This window comes from Streptomyces sp. NPDC088923, from assembly GCF_044749745.1.
Taxonomy (GTDB): domain Bacteria; phylum Actinomycetota; class Actinomycetes; order Streptomycetales; family Streptomycetaceae; genus Streptomyces.
Genome location: NZ_JBIVIO010000005.1, coordinates 23,963 through 40,469, shown reverse-complemented (window position 1 = coordinate 40,469; position 16,507 = coordinate 23,963). Strand labels below are relative to the sequence as shown.

Genomic DNA, 16,507 nt, shown 5'->3' with positions numbered 1-16,507 from the left:
TCGTACCGGCGGTTACCGTCGGCCTCGTCGTCACCCGTACGCCCCCCGGCATCACCCAGAGGTACTCAAAGGGTGTGAAGAATCGTTTTTCACCCCTCGTCAGGTGCCTCGCCCCGGTGTTCTCCGCCCAGGACACGGGGCACTGTGCACCAGTACCGTCACGAAAACACCGAGAAGCCCCCCTCCCCTTGGCGCCCGCTTCGCCTGATGGACGACGATGGGGGCAGGAAACACAGGGAACCCAGGGAACAAGGACCGCTGTGATGTGAGAGGAGGCGTCCATGGGATCGGTGCGCAAGGCAAGTGCCTGGCTCGGGCTCGTCGACGACGACACCGGGGCCGAGCGCTACTACGACGGTTACGCGGACGAGCCCGAGGCGGGCCCCGAGCCCGGCGAGAGCTGGGTCACCGACCCCCGCGTGCGGGTCGCGGCGCAGGCCGCCGAGGAACGGGACCACAGAATCGGCACCGTCACCCCGGGCAGCTTCCGGGACGCCCGGCACATCGGTGAGCTGTTCCGCGACGGCGTCCCCGTCATCATGAACCTGACCGCGATGGAGCCCGCCGACGCCAAGCGCGTCGTCGACTTCGCGGCCGGGCTCATCTTCGGGCTGCGCGGCTCGATCGAGAAGGTGGCGACCCGCGTCTTCCTCCTCACCCCCTCCGGCACGGAGATCGTCGCGGGCGAAGCGGCGGGCGCCCGCCCCCGCGACGGCTTCTTCAACCAGAGCTAGCCGCCCGGGGCGACCGAGGGCGGTACGGCACCCCCGTACGCCGTACCCCGCCCTCCGTCCCGGACGGCTCGCGCCGGTCCCCGCCCCGCGCCTGCCTGCGCACGGGCGTCCCCTGGTGCGCCCACGCCGGTACGTCCCGGCTCTCCCCGTGCCGTGCCATGCCCGCCCGCAGCCGCCGCTCCCCCTCCGCCCGCGCCCGCGCCCGCGCCCGCGCCCAGGAGCCTCGTGCCGGCCGGGGTGCCGCGTGCGGGCCGCGCCAAAGGTGGTGAACGGAAAACGGATGGCGGGGAAAAGCGGGGAATCCTCCGGGGAATGCGCGGGCGGGTCCCGCCGCGGTCTCTCTCACTCCTTGGGACGCCTTTAGGGAAAGCCTTCGGATAAAGCGCCGCGGGCGGGCCGCGGCACATCACATGCCCATCACGAAACGGTTGTTTCGTTCGGCTTTGACACTCACCCGCTGTAACGTCGATCGGGTGCGTACCCAACCGACCCCCGGCCGCCTCGCGCGGCTCTTCGCCCGGCTCGATCGCGAGCCGGAGCGGCCGGCCAACCCGCACGTCCCCGTGATGAGCCGGCACCGGCTCGTCCTCCTGCTCGCGACGCTCGCCTTCTACCTCGCGATCGTCGTCGCCGTCGCCGCCACGACCTGGCTCGTGCGCCTCGACTGGCAGCTCATGTTCTTCCGGCCCTACCAGCAGTGGCCCGAGGTGCACGCCTTCCTCGACTACCTGGTGGTACTCGGGCAGCGCGGCCCCACGGCGGTGATGGTGCTCGCCTGGCTGGGCTGGCGCTCCTGGCGGCAGCACACGCTGCGCCCGCTGCTCGTCCTCGGGGCCTCGCTGCTCCTGCTCAACATCACGGTCGGCGCGGCGAAGATCGGCATGGGACGGCTCGGCCCGCACTACGCGACCGTCATCGGCTCGAACGAGATGGGGCTCGGCGGGGACATATTTCCCTCGGGGCACACCGCGAACGCGGTCGTGACCTGGGGGATTCTCGCGTATCTGGCCTCGACCCCCCGGGCCAGAAGGTATCTGTCGGCGGGTTCGGCGATCGTCTCGCTGAGCGTCGGCCTCACCACGGTCTACCTGGGCACGCACTGGCTCAGCGACGTCGTGCTCGGCTGGGCGGCCGGGCTGCTCGTACTCCTCGCGCTGCCGTGGTGCGAGCCGCTCGTGGCGCGCGCCGAGGTGCTCATCCTGCGGGCGCGGGACGGCTACCTCCGCCGCCGTGCCGCGCGCCGCGAGCCGGTGCCGGGGGCGACCCCGCGACCGCTGACGCCGGTGAGCCCGCGCGCCACGCCCGCCACCGGGGCCACCGCGGCGGTCCGCAAGGACCCCGCCCACGGCCCGCGTGCGTCGGTGCGCCCCGAGCACAGCCGCCCCGCGTCCCCCACGGGCGGCACACGGCGCCCGCAGGCCCACGACCGCACGCAGCCCCGCGGCGAATCGGCCCGCCCGCTGGCGGGCGGCTGAGCAGCACGAGCAGACCGGCCGAGGCCTGCCCCGTCACAGGTCCGGGCCCGTCACGCGTCCGGGCGCGTCCGCCGGGGAGGGATCAGCCCTTCCAGCAGCGGCTGACCCGGCCCTCGTCGACCTCGAAGTTGAGCCTGCCGGCCTGGTACTCCATCGTGATCACCGTGCCCGGGGCGAGCGCGCGCACCGTGCGCCAGCCCCGGGCACGCGCGCGTCGCTCGGCCTCCTCGGCCTCGACGCCGACGTACGCGGCGGGCTCGTCGCGGGGCTCCTGGGGCGGGGGGAAAGCTGCCATGGGACCACGCTAGGGGCTCTCGGCGTGCGGGGGAAGCGGCAGCGCGCCGGGACGCGCCCGGGTGCGGGGGGTCACGCTTCGGTTACGGCGCGCCGGGGGACGTTTCGGGCGGTGTTCGTCACACGTTCGGACTCCCTTTTCTTATACGGCCGTTATATCGGACTGAATACCCGGACACTCTTCCCGTCTTTTCCCTCCGCGCCTTATCCCGCGTCCCGGCCCTTCCCCGCACCCCCGATAAACCGCTCCCGGCACGAAAGCGCGCCCCGCCCGAAGGGTGCGGGCGGGCCTCCGCGAAATCCTCACGTAATGCGCGGGTCGCGGCGGTCCCCGGCGAATGCGGGGCCCGTCGCCGCCCTCAGTCGGCCGGGCCGGCCGGGTCGGTCTCGGGGGCTGTGGCGGGGGCGACGGCGGTGACGCGGAAGGCGAGGTTGTTGCCGCCGGAGTAGTACGGGCGGGCGCGCAGGCCCTCCTGGACGGTGGCCGGATAGGTGAAGACCGCGTGCCGGTCGACGAGGTCGTCGAGCAGCCGGGCGACCCGGACCTCGGGCCCTTGCCCGCCCTCGGGACGGAGCCACACCTGCCAGTGGCACGGTCCGTGCGCGAGGAGCGGCGCGTGCGCGATACGCAGCCGGAAGTCGCGGTCCTCGCCGGTCACCTCCGCGCGCACCGGCTCGCCCTCGCCCTCCACGGGCCGCAGTTCGGCGTACGCGGCGGGCGTGGGCTCGACGCCGTAGCAGCGCCCGCGCACCGTCGTCTCACCGGGCGCGACGTGGACGGCGCCCGCCTCGGCGTGCGGGGCGCGCAGCCAGGTGCGGAGCGCGAGATTGCCGTACTTGCTGGCGTACGGGAGGTGGACGGCGACGGCGTCGGCGTCCCCCGGGTCGCGGTCGAGGAGCGCGCGCAGGTCGTCGAGCCCGGGGCGCAGGCGTACCGGCTCGCTGCCCGGGGGTTCCGCGTGCACCTCCCAGTAGCCCTCGGCGAGGGGGGTGTCGCTCGGCAGGACGGCGCGCAGCGGGCCGGGGCCCGCGGCCGTGAACGGCAGGCGCCTCTCCTCGCCGTCGCCGCGCCGCCGCAGCAGCAGCCGGCCGCCCGTGAGCCCCTCGGGCTCGGTGACGACGAAGGCGAGGGCGCCCGTGGCGTCGGCGACGCAGTGAGCGTTCCACGGCACCCGGGTGTCCCGGCGGCCGGCGGGGGCGGTGTCGTCGGGACGGCGCTGGGCGGGTGGGGTGGTTGCCGTGGTCTTCATTCGGGGCGGCCCTTCTTCGCGGCGGCGCGGGGGGCCAGGACCGAGCCCAGGAGCCGGGCACGCCCGCGGTGGACGGCTCCGCGCAGCAGTCCCGACGGGCGCGGGCCCCGGGCGGCGCGGAGGGAGGTGAACAGGGACTCGTACCGTTCGGCGATCGCCGCCGGGTCGTAACGGGCCGAGGAGCGCAGCGCCGCGGCGGACATCCTGGCCCGCAGTTCGTCGTCGTTGATGAGCTGGAGCAGCCCGGCGGCGAAGGTCTCGGGACCGGCGTCGACCGGGACGAGGCGGCCGTTGACGCCGTCGTCGATGATCTCGCCGGGGCCGTGCGGGGCGTCGCTGGAGACGACGGGCAGTCCGCAGCGCATCGCCTCGACGATCGTCATGCCGAAGGATTCGAGCGAGGAGGTGACGGCGGCGATGGAGCCCTTGACCCACTCGGCCTCGATGGGGTGCGCGGGGCCCATGAGGAAGACGTGGTTGTAGAGGCCCAGCTCGTGGACGAGTCTGCGCAGTTTGTTCTCCTGCTTGCCGGTGCCGTAGATGCGCAGGCGCCAGTCGGGGCGTTCGGCGCGGACGCGGGCGAAGGCGCGGATGAGCAGGTCGTAGCGCTTGACCCCGGTGAGCCGTCCCGCGGCGACGACCCATTTGCTGTCGCCCGTGACGGGGGGCAGCGTGGGCGCCGGCACCGGGTTGGCCATGCTCCACACGGGGACGCCCGGCAGGTTCATCCCGGCGCGGTAGGCGCGGGCGTCGGCCTCGGTCGTCGTCGTGAAGCCGTCGAGCAGCGGGTAGGCGGCCTCCAGCTCCTCGCGCAGCTCCGGGCCGTGCGCGCCGAGGGTGAGGTGCTCCTGCCCGATGCGGACCGGCCCTGGGCGGGTGCGGCGGGCGAGGTGCACGTTGAGTCCGGGGCGGGTGCCGATGACGACGTCGGAGGCGAGGCCGGCGAGGTAGGCGTTGATCCGCTCGTCCGTGAGGGCGCTGTACCTGGCGTAGCGGACCTCCGCGCGCGGGAAGTCCGCGGCGGGGCGCTTGAGCAGGGGGTGGTCGCGGTCGGAGCCGCGGCTGTCGGCGCGCAGGTCCACGAGGTGCCGGACGCGGATGCGCGGGTCCGGGGTGAGGGAGGGGGTGTTCCGGTGGCGGAAGACCGAGACGACCTCCACGTCGTGGTGCTCGGCGAGCTGGGCCGCCAGGTTGTACGTCGTTCGGACGGTGCCGCCGATGGCGTACCCGTTGTGGATGAGGAAGGAGATCTGCATGCGTGTGTGTCCCGCCGTCGCGCACGGCCCTTCCAGGGCCGCCTGTCACTACCTGAGACCTCTGAGGAGGCCTGGTGGTTGGGTCGTCTTCACGTCCTTGTTGCCGGTGCGTGGCAGGGCAACCCTGCCGCAGTCGGCAACCGGGTGGTTCCCGCGCAGGTCACGGGGCGGTGGCGGGCGCTGAGCCAGGAGGGGGAGAAGTCCAGCCGGATGGCTGCGTTTCCGAGGCTCGTTCGACTGTTTTCAGCCACACCTGACGGGTCGTTTGCTCCCTCTTTACCCCTTTTGCCCTATCGGGGTCCGCGGGATCGCGCTCCGCCGTCGCGGCGCGCATCCGTACGAAGCCCAGTTGGCGCGGGGCACGGCGGGGACGTGGGCCCGGGACGCGGGCGAGGAACGGACGCGGCCATTCCGCGCCGGGTGCGGCGTGACCCGGGCCGCGGTCGCCCGTTGACCGGACGTGTGCCGGGACCCGCCCGGTACGTGCGTGCGCCGGACGCCCCGGGCACGCGGGTATACGAGACCGAGGAGCCCCCGTGCCGCGCATTCTCGACGTCGCCGACGACGTACGCGCCGAGATCGGTGACGAAGAAGCCGATCGGTTGCTCGCCGGGGAAAGTGCTCCCGGCGCCTACGACTGCACCTCCTGCCGTACTCCGGGGGACTCGGAGCACGAGCACACCAGCACCGTGCTCTTCGTCGGCGAGGAGACCGCCGTGCTCGCCTTCGCGCACGCGGGCTGTCTGCCCTCGCAGGTCGTACGGGTCACCGAGGAGCAGTTGCAGGGCGCCGTCGCCTCGATCACCGCGAGCGAGGCGAGTGAGGAAGCGGGGCCGCAGCAGGCGGTGCTCGGCGTCACGAGCGGCCTCGTACTGCTCGACGGCGAACTCCACCCCGCGCTCGTCGTGGAGCCGACGGGGCCGATCGCCCGCCCCGGCACCACGGGCCCGGACGACGCCTTCCTGCCGCTGCTCCAGGAGCAGGGCTTCGCCCCGGTCCACGAGGTGAGCGCGGTGCCGCAGGTCCTGCACGGCTGGTCGGTGCTGCTCGCGGTGGGGCAGTTGCACGCCGTGCTCCAGCCCGGCCCCGACGGCGGCGCCCCCGTCGCCTGGTGGCAGGCCCACCAGCCGCTCCAGGTCACCGAGGGCTGGCGCACCGCGGCGAACAAGCGGCAGACCGTCCTCGTGTACGCGGCCCCGGTCGGCGGCATCGGCCGCCAGCCCCGCGAGGACCTGCTCCGCGAGGCGCTCGACAAGGCGGCGGCGCGCGGCCTGCTCGTCGCCGCCGCGATGCCGCTCGCCGGTACCTGACCGGACCACCCGGCCGCCCGCGTCCCCCGAGCCCGCGGGCGGCTTTCGACCGGGGGTACGCGCCCGAGCGACGCGCGCACCCCCTCCTCCCGTGCGTCCCCAGGGGCGGACGGGAGCGCGGGCGGGCGCGGGGAGCGGCTCCGCGCCCGCCCGGCTGAGCCGGTGGGGTATTCGCCCGCATCCCCGCGCGGGCCCCGTCGTTGGCAGGACGTGCACCCCTACGAGTCCCCCCGCGAGTCCCCCCGACACCGCGCCATCCCCGCGATGCGCCCCGCGCAGGAGCACCGTCCCGGCTTCTCCGCGACCCCCATCTACGACGCGCTCTTCGCCGAGTACCGCCGCCTGTTCCGCACCGTGCCCGGCGAGTGGGGCGGCGAGGACGAACTGGGCCTGCCCCTGTTCCACCACCAGTCCCCGCGCACGCCCCCCTCGGCTTCGGTCCACACCGGCTACGGCTGGGCCGCCCCGGCCCCCCAGCCACCCGCCGACTGGCAGCGCCCCGCCACGCATCCCCGGGCGGCCCTGCCCCCGGCCCCGAGGCGCACGGAGTCCTGACTGCGCCCGCGGGCCCGCCGGTCCGGCACCGCACCCGGCCCCCGCGCGAGAACGCCGAACGGGGCGGACCCGTGAACCCGGACCCGCCCCGCGCCCCCGCGGGGGTTCACCTCACTTCTTGCGTCCGCGCTTCTCCCGCACCCGCACCGAGATCTGCACCGGTGTCCCCTCGAACCCGAACTCCTCGCGCAGCCGCCGCTCGATGAAGCGCCGGTACCCCGCCTCGATGAACCCCGAGGCGAAGAGCACGAACCGGGGCGGCTTCGTCCCCGCCTGCGTGCCGAAGAGGATGCGCGGCTGCTTGCCGCCCCGCACCGGGTGCGGGTGCGCGGCGACCAGTTCACCGAGGAACGCGTTGAGGCGACCGGTCGGCACCCGCGTCTCCCAGCCCGCGAGCGCCGTCTCCAGCGCCGGTACGAGCTTCTCCATGTGCCGCCCGGTCCGCGCCGAGATGTTCACGCGCGGCGCCCAGGCGACCTGACCGAGTTCGCGCTCGATCTCGCGCTCCAGGTAGTAGCGGCGCTCCTCGTCGAGCGTGTCCCACTTGTTGTACGCGAGGACGAGGGCGCGGCCCGCGTCGACGGCCATCGTGAGGATGCGCTGGTCCTGCACCGAGATGGAGTCGGCCCCGTCGATGAGGACGACGGCGACCTCGGCCTTCTCGACGGCGGCGGCGGTGCGCAGCGAGGCGTAGTAGTCGGCGCCCTGCTGGAGGTGGACGCGCTTGCGGATGCCCGCGGTGTCGACGAACTTCCAGGTCACGCCGCCCAGCTCGATCAGCTCGTCCACCGGGTCGCGCGTCGTGCCCGCCTGCTCGTTGACGACGACGCGGTCCTCGCCCGCGAGCTTGTTGAGCAGTGAGGACTTGCCGACGTTCGGGCGCCCGATGAGGGCGACGCGGCGCGGGCCGCCGATCCCCGCGGAGCCGAAGGTCTCCTTCGGCGCGTCGGGCAGCGCTTCGAGCACGGCGTCGAGCATGTCGCCCGTACCGCGCCCGTGCAGGGCGGAGACGGGGTGCGGCTCGCCGAGGCCGAGGGACCACAGCATCGCCGCGTCCGCCTCGCCCGAGGGGCCGTCGACCTTGTTGGCGCACAGCACGACGGGCTTGCCCGCCTTGCGCAGCAGCCGCACGACGGCCTCGTCCGTGTCGGTCGCGCCGACGGTCGCGTCCACGACGAAGACGACCGCGTCGGACGCCTCGATCGCGTACTCGGCCTGCGCCGCGACGGAGGCGTCGATGCCGAGGACGTCCTGCTCCCAGCCGCCGGTGTCGACGAGCTTGAAGCGGCGTCCGGCCCACTCGGCCTCGTAGGTCACGCGGTCGCGCGTGACGCCGGGCCGGTCCTCCACGACGGCCTCGCGGCGGCCGATGATGCGGTTCACGAGAGTCGATTTGCCGACATTGGGGCGGCCGACGACGGCGAGCCGGGGCAGCGGTCCGTGCCCGGCCTCGCCGATGGCGTCCTCGACGTCCTCGACGTCGAAGCCCTCCTCGGCCGCAAGCTCCATGAACCGCTCGTACTCGGCGTCCCCGAGCGCGCCGTGCTCTTCGCCCTCGAAGGAATGGTGGTCGTTCATGAAGTGCGTACCTCTGTCGTCTGTCGTCGGGGACCGTTCTCGGTCCCCGGTCAAGTGTCGCTCAGCGCGGGAGCGGATGCGGACCACCCGCTCGAGCCGCCCGCCCGGCCCGCTCAGCGGGCGCCCGCTCCCCCGGTGTCAGCGCCCCGTGAGCCGCCTGGCCTGCGCCAGGTGCGCGCTCAGCCGCTCCTGGATGCCGGTCGTCGCCGCGTCGAGCGCGGCCCGGGTCCGGCGTCCGCCGCCGTCCCCGGCCGTGAACGGCTCGCCGAAGACGAGGTCCACGCGGCTGCGCAGCGCGGGCAGCTTCCCGACGATCCTGCTCGCCCGGTCCGTGGAGCCGAGCACGGCGACGGGCACGACCGGGGCGCCGCTGCGGACCGCGAAGTACGCGAGCCCCGCGCGCAGCGCCGCGAAGTCGCCCTCGCCGCGTGTGCCCTCGGGGAAGATCCCGAGGACGTGCCCGGCGGCGAGGACGTCGAGTGCGCCGGTGATCGCCGTGCGGTCGGTACCGGAGCGGTCCACGGCGAGCTGTCCGATACCCCGCAGGAAGGGGTCGAGCGGCCCGACGAAGGCTTCCTTCTTGATGAGGAAGTGCACCGGCCGGGGCGCGGTGCCCATGAGCATCGGGCCGTCGATCATGTGCGTGTGGTTGACCGCGAGGATCACCGGGCCGCTCGCCGGTACGCGCCAGGCGCCGAGCACCCGGGGCCGCCAGAGCGCGTTCATGAGCCCGACGCCGATGCCCCGGCCCACCGCCGCACCGCGGTCGGAGGCCGCCGCGGCGCCCGTCGCCGCCCCCCGTGCGGAGGTCACCGCCCCGCTCGCTTCTCCTCGACGAGGGTGACGACGCACTCGATGACCTGTTCCAGGCTCAGGTCGGTGGTGTCCACCTCGACGGCGTCGTCCGCCTTGGCGAGCGGGGAGGTCTTGCGACCCGAGTCGGCGGCGTCGCGCGCGACGAGCGCCTGCCGGGTCGCGGCGAGGTCGCTCGCCTCCTTGCCCTTCAGCTCACCGCTGCGGCGCGCGGCGCGCGCCTCGGGCGAAGCGGTCAGGAAGACCTTGAGGCCGGCGTCGGGCAGCACCGTCGTACCGATGTCGCGGCCCTCGACGACGATGCCCTCGCGCGCGGCGCGGGCGATCGAGCGCTGCAACTCGGTGATCGCGCGGCGCACCTCGGGGACGGCGCTGACCGCGCTGACCTTCGAGGTGACCTCCTGGGTGCGGATCGGGGCGGCGACGTCCGTGCCGTCCACGGTGATCGTGGGTGCGGCGGGGTCGGTGCCCGAGACGATCTCGGGCTTGCCGGCCGCGGCGGCGATCGCGGCCGGGTCCGCGACGTCCACGCCGTTGCGCAGCATCCACCACGTGATCGCCCGGTACTGGGCGCCGGTGTCGAGGTAGCTCAGCCCCAGCTTGGCGGCGACCGCCTTCGATGTGCTGGACTTCCCCGTCCCGGAGGGGCCGTCGATGGCAACGATCACGGATTCCACGGTGGACCTTTCGCGGGGCCGGCGGTTGGGCTGAATGGCGGAAACCTAGGTTACCGGGGCGGTACGGGTCGTCGGGTACGCGGCCCGGTGGGGGCCCCGCGCCGCCCCGCCCCCGCCTCCCTCAGGCGCGCAGCGACCAGCCGCGCTCCCGCAGCGCCGCCGCGAGCCCCGGCGCGGCCTCCGGGGCCACGGAGAGCTGCACGAGGCCCGCCTGCTGTCCGGTGGCGTGTTCGATGCGCACGTCCTCGATGTTGACCCCGGCGCGCCCCGCGTCCGCGAAGATGCGGGCCAGCTCGCCGGGCCGGTCGCTGATGAGGACGGCGATGACCTCATAGGCGGCCGGGGTGCTGCCGTGCTTGCCGGGGACGCGGGCGCGGCCCGCGTTGCCGCGCCGCAGCAGCCGCTCGACGCCCTGGGCGCCCTCGGTGCGCTTGGCGGGATCGGCGGACTCCAGGAGGCGCAGGACCCGTACCGCCTCGCCGAGGTCCTCGCCGATCGCGTCGAGCAGGTCGGCGACGGGGCCGGGGTTGGCCGAGAGGATGTCGATCCACATCGCGGGATCGGAGCCCGCGACGCGGGTCACGTCCCTGATGCCCTGCCCGCACAGCCGGACCGCCGTGTCGTCGGCGTGCTCCAGGCGCGCGGCGACGAGCGTGGACATGAGCTGCGGCATGTGCGAGACGAGCGCCACGGCGCTGTCGTGCGCGCCGCCGTCCATGACGACGGGCACCGCGCGGCAGTGCGCGACGAGTTCGAGTGCCTGGTTGAGGACCTCGGTGTCGGTGTCGCGGGCGGGGGTGAGGACCCAGGGGCTGCCCTCGAAGAGCTCGGCGGTCGCGGCGAGCGGCCCGGAGCGCTCCCGGCCCGCCATGGGGTGGGTGCCGAGGTAGCGGCGCAGCCGCCCGGGGTCGGTGCCGAGGGCCTCCAGCTCGCGGCGCGGGCCACCCTTGACGCTCGCGACGTCGAGGTAACCGTGCGCGGCGTCCGCGCCCAGGAGTTCCGCGAGGGTCCCGGCGACGTACGCGGGCGGCACGGCGACGATCGCGAGGTCGACGGTTCCCGCGGGCGGCTCGGTCGTCCCCGCGCCGAGCGAGGCGGCGGTGCGGGCCGCGTCGGTGTCCTGGTCGACGAGGTGCACGGTCACGCCCCGCCGGGTCAGGGCGAGGGCGAGCGAGGTACCGATGAGTCCGGTGCCGACGACGAGTGCGGTTCTCACAGGGTGGTTCCTTGCGCGGTCACGGGCGGGGGGCGGGGTGGCGTACGGGGCCGGAACGCGGCCCCTGATCAGGGTAGTCACCCGGCAGGGCGCCCCGCGCCCTAAATTGGCGGGCGGCCACCGTCCCCGCGTCCTACGCTCCCGGGATGAGTCCCGCAGAACCCGTCCGCGCTCCCACCGCCCCCGCCGTGCCCGTCCCCGACGGCGCGCGCTACGTCCGCGACCACACCGTCTACGCCTGCGTCACGGGCTCGCGCGCCCAGGGCCTCGCGACCCCGGCGAGCGACACCGACCTGCGCGGGATCTTCCTCGCGCCCACGCCCGACTTCTGGCGCTTCGAGAAACCGCCCACCCACGTCCCCGGCCCCGCGCGCGAGCAACTGAGCTGGGAGCTGGAGCGTGCCTGCGCGCTCGCGCTGCGCGGCGACCCGAACGTCATCGAGGCGCTGCACTCCCCGCTCGTCCTCGGCGTCGAGCCGGTCGGCGCCGAGTTGCTCGCGCTGCGGGACGCCTTCCTCTCGCGCACGGTCGTCGACGCGCTGACGCGCTACGCGCACAGTCAGGGCCGCAAGCTCGCCGCCGACCTGCGCGGCCAGGGCGCGCCGCGCTGGAAGCACGCGATGCACCTGCTGCGCCTGCTGCTCACGGCACGCGAGCTGCTGCGCACGGGCAGGTACGTGGTCGACATGACCCCGTACCGCGAGGAACTGCTCGCCGTCCGGCACGGCGAGACGACGTGGGAGTCCTGGTCGGGCCGCACCGAGCGGCTCCTCGCCGAGACGGAGGCGAAGGCGGCCCGCACCAGGCTCCCGGCCGGGCCCGACCACGCCCGGGTGGAGGACTTCCTCGTACGGGTCAGGCGTGCCTCAGCGCTGCGCTGACCCGTCCCACCGCCACCCGATCGCCCGCAGCTCGTCGCGGTGCTCCACCCGCTCCACCCACTCCCCCGGCCACGCCGCCTCGCCCGCGTGCGCGCCCGCGAAGGCCCCGGCGACGCAGGCGAGCGAGTCCGAGTCGCCGCGCGTGCACGCCGCCCGTCGGAGCACGAGCAGCGGGTCCCCGGGGAAGAGCAGGAAGCACAGGAGCGCGGTCGCGAAGGCCTCCTCGGCGATCCAGCCGTCGCCGGTCAGTTCGCAGGGGTCGCGCTCGGGATCGCGGGGCGCGGCCTCGACGCGGTCGAGGATCGCGAGGCACTCGTCCCAGCCGCGCGCGGCGTACACGCCGGGCGAGGGGTCGCCCGCCCGCCGCCACAGGTCCCCGAGCCACGCCTCGTGGTACGTCGTGCGGTGCTCCTCGGCGTAGGCGCGCAAGCGCGGCAGCAGCGCGGCGGGCTCCGTGCCGTCGGCGAGGAGCCGGATGGTGTGCGCGGTGAGGTCGCTCGCGGCGAGCGCGGTGGGATGGCCGTGGGTGAGGGCGGCCTGCCACTGGGCGAGCGCGGAACGGGTCTCGCGGCCGAGCCCCGGGAGCAGCGCGGCGGGCGCGACGCGCATGTTGGCGCCGCAGCCCTTGGAGTGGACCTGGCTCGCGTCCTGCCAGGGCTTGGCGGGGTCCTTGAGGACGAGGCAGGCGCGCAGACAGGTGTTGCCGGGGGCCCGGTTGTTGTCCGGGGACTGGTACCAGTTCACGAACTCCTCGCGCACGGGGCGCTCGCAGCGCAGGGGGGCGAGCGTGCCGCGCGAGGCGGCGGTCTCCAGGCCGCGCGCGAAGGCCAAGGTCATCTGGGTGTCGTCGGAGATCCAGGCGGTCGGCCGCGGGAGGTCCATCTCACGCCAGGGCCCGCACTTCGCGAGGATGCCCGGCACGTCGTCGAACTCGGTCGGGAAGCCGAGCGCGTCGCCCAGCGCGAGGCCCAGGAGGGCGCCGGTGGCGGGGCGGTCGTCGCGGGCGGGGGCGGTCGTCGTCTCGTACGTCATCTCGCGCGTTACCTCTTCATTCATCGTCAGAATGACGATAAGGGGGCGCGGGGCCCCGCACAAGCCCTTCGCACCACGCCCCGCGCACGAGCCCGCCGCACCCCGGACACCCCGGAAACGCCGCAGGGGCGGCGGGCCGCACCGGCCCACCGCCCCTGCGTAGCGCGCGTCCTACAGATCGACCTCGCGCATGAGCATCCCGACCTCGGTGTTGCTCAGCCGCCGCAGCCAGCCCGACTTCTGGTCCCCGAGCGTGATCGGCCCGAAGGCGGTCCGCACGAGCTTGTCGACGGGGAAGCCCGCCTCGGCGAGCATGCGGCGCACGATGTGCTTGCGGCCCTCGTGGAGGGTCACCTCGACGAGGTAGTTCTTGCCGGTCTGCTCGACGACCCGGAAGTGGTCGGCGCGCGCCCAGCCGTCCTCCAGCTCGATCCCGTCCTTGAGTCGCTTGCCCAGGTCGCGCGGGATCGGCCCGACGATGTGCGCGAGGTACGTCTTGCGCACGCCGTAGCGGGGGTGGGTCAGGCGGTGGGCCAGCTCACCGTGGTTGGTGAGGAGGATGACGCCCTCGGTCTCGGTGTCGAGCCGGCCGACGTGGAAGAGCCGGGTCTCGCGGTTGTTGACGTAGTCGCCCAGGTTCTGGCGGCCCTCGGGGTCCTCCATCGTGGCGACGACACCGGCGGGCTTGTTGAGCGAGAAGAACTGGTACGACTGCGTGGCGACCGTGAGCCCGTCGACCTTGATCTCGTCGCTCGGCTTCACACGCAGGCCCTGCTCCAGGACGATCTCGCCGTTGACCTCGACGCGCGCCTGCTCGATGAGCTCCTCGCAGGCCCGCCGCGAGCCGTAACCGGCGCGCGCGAGCACCTTCTGGAGGCGCTCACCCTCCTGCTCGGCCCCGGGGAACGTCTTCGGGGGCCTCGGCCGGGAGTCCTTCTCGGCGTACCGCTCGCGGTTGCGCTCCTCCAGCTTCGCGTCCAGCTCACGCGGCCGCGCGGCGGCGGTACGGGGGCGGCGCGAGCCCGGGCCGTCCTTCGTGCCGCGCTTCGGGCCGCCCTTGGCCCCGCCGCGCGCGGAGTCCCCGCGGGCGCCGGAGCGGGCGCCGGAGCCGGAGCCGTACGAGTCCGAGCCGGAGCCGTAGGAGCCGGAGCCCGAACCGTACGAGCCCGAGCCGCCCCGCGTACCGGAGCCCGAGCCGCCCCGCGAGCCGGAGCCGGAGCCCTTGCCGGAGCCGCCCGGCCTGCCCGCGCCGCCCCCGGGCCTGCCGCCCGTGCGCTTGTCCTCGCTGCCGCCGTGCGCTCCCGGCACGTCGTAGCGGCGTTCCTCGGGACGGGGGCGTCCCGCCCTCTTCTGCTTGTCGTCGCGCTGGTTACCGGCTCCCCGGTGATTCCCGCGCCCGCTGTCCCTGCCGCTGCTTCGCATCAGTGTTCCGTCGGATCGAGGTGGTCGAGATGGTCGTCTTCGACGGCCCCGGTGTATCCGTGACCGTGCGCGGCGCCGTCGTCTTCGGCGTCCGGATCGAACGACGGCACACCTTCCAGTGTCTCAGCCTCGATGGCCTCCGCTTCCGGCAGGAAGGGGGCCAGCTCCGGAAGCTCGTCCAGGCCGCGCAGGCCCATCCGCTCCAGGAAGTAGTGCGTCGTCCGGTACAGGATCGCACCACTCTCGCGTTCCGTGCCCGCCTCCTCCACCAGCCCGCGCTGGAGGAGGGTGCGCATGACGCCGTCGCAGTTGACCCCGCGCACCGCCGAGACCCGCGCGCGGCTGACCGGCTGCCGGTACGCGACGACCGCCAGCGTCTCCAGCGCCGCCTGCGTGAGCCGGGCCTGCTGCCCGTCGAGCACGAAGCTCTCGACGGCCGCCGCGTACGTCGCCCGCGAGTAGAACCGCCAGCCGCCGGCCACGAGCCGCAGCTCGAAACCGCGCCCCTGCGCCGTGTACTCGTCGGCGAGCGCCCGCAGCGCCCCCGCGACCTGCCGTACGGGCCGCTGGAGCACCTTGGCGAGGTGCTCCTCGGTCGCGGGCTCGTCGACGACCATGAGCACGGCTTCGAGCGCGGGCCGCAGATCGAGAGCGGCCAGCTCCGGGACGAGTTCCTCCTCCCGCGCGAAGCTCGTGTCGATGTCCTGGCTCATGGGGTGTGCTCCTGGTCGAACTCGTCGGTGACGGCGGAGGCCGCCGCGTCCTCCTCGCCGCCGGTCCAGCGGACGGTGAGCGTACCGAGCGCCTCCTCCTGCTCCAGCGCCACCGCCTTCTCGCGGTACAGCTCCAGGAGCGCGAGGAAGCGGGCGACGACGGTGAGGGTGTCGTCGGTGTCCGCGACGAGGACCCCGAAATCGGCTTCGCCCACCTCGCGAAGACGTGCCACGAGCAACCCCGCCTGTTCCCGTACGGAGACGAGCGGGGCGTGGATGTGGTCCACGTACACGGCGGGTTCCGGCTTCGGCCGCATCGCCTTGACGGCGAGCCGCGCGAAGCCCTCGGGCCCGATCCTGATCACGACGTCGGGCAGCAGCTCGGCGAAGCGGGGCTCCATCGCGACGGTACGGGGAAAGCGCCGCGCCTCACGCGCGAGGCGCCCCGCGAAGATGTCCGCGACCTGCTTGTACGCCCGGTACTGCAACAACCGCGCGAACAACAGGTCCCGCGCCTCAAGGAGGGCGAGATCCGCCTCGTCCTCGACCTCGGCGACGGGCAGCAGCCGGGCGGCCTTCAGGTCGAGCAGGGTCGCGGCGACGACGAGGAACTCGGTCGTCTGGTCGAGGTCCCACTCGCTCCCCATCCCCCGGATGTGCGCCATGAACTCGTCGGTCACGCGCGAGAGCGCGACCTCGGTGACGTCGAGCTTGTGTCGCGAGATGAGCTGGAGCAGCAGGTCGAAGGGCCCCTCGAAGTTGTCGAGCCGCAGCGTGAAGGCGCCCTTGGCGGGGGCGTCGGGGGCGGGGGGCCCGGTGTCGGCGGAGCCGGCCGGGGTGCCGGGAGCGGCGGCCTCGGCCGCTGTCGGGCCGCCCGGGGGCGGGAGGTCCGGCGGGGACGTGCGTACGTGGTCGGTGGGCCTCGCGCGGGAGGGCCGCGCCGCCGCGGGTGCGACCGGTCCGTTGTCCGGCTCCCCCGCGCCCGCCGGGGACGTCTCCGCGTCCCGTACGCCTGCGGGCGAGGGATTCGCCTCTCGTACGTCGTGCGGCGCCGCCTCGCTCCCCGCGGCTTCCGCCTTCGGGCGCCGGGCGCCCTCCCCCAGGCGCGGACGCCTCGTGGCGCCGCCGCGGCCGAGGGGGCGGCGGCCTCGGTGGGGCGGCTCGGATGCGGGGGTGGGCGGCATGGCGGGCAGGTCCTGGAGGGTTCGGGGGCCGGGGAGTTCGCCTCGCACGCTACCTCCGGGCGTGGCCCCGGCGGGCGGGGCGCACCGGCTCACCGGCCGCACACCAGCGGAGCGCCC

16 protein-coding genes are annotated in these 16,507 nt (G+C 74.5%); 5 read left to right on the top strand and 11 right to left on the bottom strand.

Annotated elements, in window-relative coordinates:
* Window positions 1-281 precede the first annotated feature (281 nt).
* Window positions 282-734, top strand: coding sequence for a cell division protein SepF (locus ACIP4O_RS20500; protein ID WP_401576311.1), 453 nt, complete (start codon window positions 282-284; stop codon window positions 732-734).
* Window positions 735-1,207: 473 nt separating this feature from the next.
* Window positions 1,208-2,209 (top strand): phosphatase PAP2 family protein, encoded by a 1,002-nt coding sequence (locus tag ACIP4O_RS20495; protein ID WP_401576310.1) that lies wholly within the window; start codon window positions 1,208-1,210, stop codon window positions 2,207-2,209.
* An 82-nt stretch (window positions 2,210-2,291) separates the two neighbouring features.
* Here the strand turns inward: ACIP4O_RS20495 and ACIP4O_RS20490 are convergent, their stop codons facing one another.
* From ACIP4O_RS20490 to ACIP4O_RS20480, 3 genes are all read right to left on the bottom strand, one after another.
* Window positions 2,292-2,504, bottom strand: a complete 213-nt coding sequence (locus ACIP4O_RS20490; protein WP_401576308.1) for an I78 family peptidase inhibitor — start codon at window positions 2,502-2,504, stop codon at window positions 2,292-2,294.
* A gap of 358 nt (window positions 2,505-2,862) precedes the next feature.
* Window positions 2,863-3,753, bottom strand: coding sequence for a hypothetical protein (locus ACIP4O_RS20485; protein ID WP_401576306.1), 891 nt, complete (start codon window positions 3,751-3,753; stop codon window positions 2,863-2,865).
* A complete protein-coding gene (locus ACIP4O_RS20480) occupies window positions 3,750-5,009 on the bottom strand; it encodes a glycosyltransferase family 4 protein (protein ID WP_361331862.1) in 1,260 nt (419 codons plus the stop codon). Before ACIP4O_RS20480 ends, ACIP4O_RS20485 begins: the two co-directional genes overlap by 4 nt.
* A gap of 536 nt (window positions 5,010-5,545) precedes the next feature.
* Between ACIP4O_RS20480 and ACIP4O_RS20475 the strand changes: the two genes are divergently transcribed.
* Together ACIP4O_RS20475 and ACIP4O_RS20470 are read left to right on the top strand one after the other, a co-directional pair.
* Window positions 5,546-6,319, top strand: coding sequence for a hypothetical protein (locus ACIP4O_RS20475; RefSeq protein ID WP_401576304.1), 774 nt, complete (start codon window positions 5,546-5,548; stop codon window positions 6,317-6,319).
* Window positions 6,320-6,583: 264 nt separating this feature from the next.
* Window positions 6,584-6,874 (top strand): hypothetical protein, encoded by a 291-nt coding sequence (locus tag ACIP4O_RS20470; protein WP_401576302.1) that lies wholly within the window; start codon window positions 6,584-6,586, stop codon window positions 6,872-6,874.
* 111 nt (window positions 6,875-6,985) lie between these two features.
* Here ACIP4O_RS20470 and der read toward each other — a convergent pair whose 3' ends face one another.
* From der to ACIP4O_RS20450, 4 genes are all read right to left on the bottom strand, one after another.
* The gene (der, locus tag ACIP4O_RS20465; RefSeq protein ID WP_401576300.1) at window positions 6,986-8,452 is read right to left on the bottom strand and encodes a ribosome biogenesis GTPase Der; all 1,467 of its coding nucleotides are present in this window, start codon (window positions 8,450-8,452) and stop codon (window positions 6,986-6,988) included.
* Window positions 8,453-8,590: 138 nt separating this feature from the next.
* Window positions 8,591-9,304, bottom strand: a complete 714-nt coding sequence (locus ACIP4O_RS20460) for a lysophospholipid acyltransferase family protein (protein ID WP_401576299.1) — start codon at window positions 9,302-9,304, stop codon at window positions 8,591-8,593.
* The gene (gene cmk, locus ACIP4O_RS20455) at window positions 9,262-9,942 is read right to left on the bottom strand and encodes a (d)CMP kinase (RefSeq protein WP_361331872.1); all 681 of its coding nucleotides are present in this window, start codon (window positions 9,940-9,942) and stop codon (window positions 9,262-9,264) included. Before cmk ends, ACIP4O_RS20460 begins: the two co-directional genes overlap by 43 nt.
* A 121-nt stretch (window positions 9,943-10,063) precedes the next feature.
* Complete coding sequence (locus ACIP4O_RS20450; RefSeq protein ID WP_401576297.1) at window positions 10,064-11,158, bottom strand: prephenate dehydrogenase; 1,095 nt, start codon at window positions 11,156-11,158, stop codon at window positions 10,064-10,066.
* A gap of 146 nt (window positions 11,159-11,304) precedes the next feature.
* Here ACIP4O_RS20450 and ACIP4O_RS20445 point away from each other — a divergent pair, with 146 nt between their 5' ends.
* Complete coding sequence (locus ACIP4O_RS20445; RefSeq protein ID WP_401576296.1) at window positions 11,305-12,039, top strand: DNA polymerase beta superfamily protein; 735 nt, start codon at window positions 11,305-11,307, stop codon at window positions 12,037-12,039.
* Here ACIP4O_RS20445 and ACIP4O_RS20440 read toward each other — a convergent pair.
* The 4 genes from ACIP4O_RS20440 to ACIP4O_RS20425 form a co-directional block, all read right to left on the bottom strand.
* Window positions 12,025-13,071: an ADP-ribosylglycohydrolase family protein gene (locus ACIP4O_RS20440; protein WP_401576809.1), complete on the bottom strand. Its 1,047-nt coding sequence runs from the start codon at window positions 13,069-13,071 to the stop codon at window positions 12,025-12,027. The two genes, ACIP4O_RS20445 and ACIP4O_RS20440, sit on opposite strands and share 15 nt — an antisense overlap.
* A 171-nt stretch (window positions 13,072-13,242) precedes the next feature.
* The gene (locus ACIP4O_RS20435) at window positions 13,243-14,493 is read right to left on the bottom strand and encodes a pseudouridine synthase (protein ID WP_401576294.1); all 1,251 of its coding nucleotides are present in this window, start codon (window positions 14,491-14,493) and stop codon (window positions 13,243-13,245) included.
* The gene (gene scpB, locus ACIP4O_RS20430; RefSeq protein WP_401576292.1) at window positions 14,493-15,206 is read right to left on the bottom strand and encodes an SMC-Scp complex subunit ScpB; all 714 of its coding nucleotides are present in this window, start codon (window positions 15,204-15,206) and stop codon (window positions 14,493-14,495) included. Before scpB ends, ACIP4O_RS20435 begins: the two co-directional genes overlap by 1 nt.
* On the bottom strand, window positions 15,203-16,390 hold the full coding sequence (locus ACIP4O_RS20425) for a segregation and condensation protein A (RefSeq protein WP_401576807.1): 1,188 nt from the start codon (window positions 16,388-16,390) through the stop codon (window positions 15,203-15,205). Before ACIP4O_RS20425 ends, scpB begins: the two co-directional genes overlap by 4 nt.
* Between the last annotated feature and the right edge of the window lie 117 nt (window positions 16,391-16,507).

Coding starts and splice junctions, on each gene's coding strand:
- ACIP4O_RS20500 (WP_401576311.1), top strand. CDS start 282: ATGGGATCGGTGCGCAAGGCAAGTGCCTGGCTCGGGCTCGTCGACGAC.
- ACIP4O_RS20490 (WP_401576308.1), bottom strand. CDS start 2,504: ATGGCAGCTTTCCCCCCGCCCCAGGAGCCCCGCGACGAGCCCGCCGCG.
- ACIP4O_RS20485 (WP_401576306.1), bottom strand. CDS start 3,753: ATGAAGACCACGGCAACCACCCCACCCGCCCAGCGCCGTCCCGACGAC.
- ACIP4O_RS20480 (WP_361331862.1), bottom strand. CDS start 5,009: ATGCAGATCTCCTTCCTCATCCACAACGGGTACGCCATCGGCGGCACC.
- ACIP4O_RS20470 (WP_401576302.1), top strand. CDS start 6,584: ATGCGCCCCGCGCAGGAGCACCGTCCCGGCTTCTCCGCGACCCCCATC.
- der (WP_401576300.1), bottom strand. CDS start 8,452: ATGAACGACCACCATTCCTTCGAGGGCGAAGAGCACGGCGCGCTCGGG.
- ACIP4O_RS20445 (WP_401576296.1), top strand. CDS start 11,305: ATGAGTCCCGCAGAACCCGTCCGCGCTCCCACCGCCCCCGCCGTGCCC.
- ACIP4O_RS20440 (WP_401576809.1), bottom strand. CDS start 13,071: ATGACGTACGAGACGACGACCGCCCCCGCCCGCGACGACCGCCCCGCC.
- ACIP4O_RS20435 (WP_401576294.1), bottom strand. CDS start 14,493: ATGCGAAGCAGCGGCAGGGACAGCGGGCGCGGGAATCACCGGGGAGCC.
- scpB (WP_401576292.1), bottom strand. CDS start 15,206: ATGAGCCAGGACATCGACACGAGCTTCGCGCGGGAGGAGGAACTCGTC.
- ACIP4O_RS20425 (WP_401576807.1), bottom strand. CDS start 16,390: ATGCCGCCCACCCCCGCATCCGAGCCGCCCCACCGAGGCCGCCGCCCC.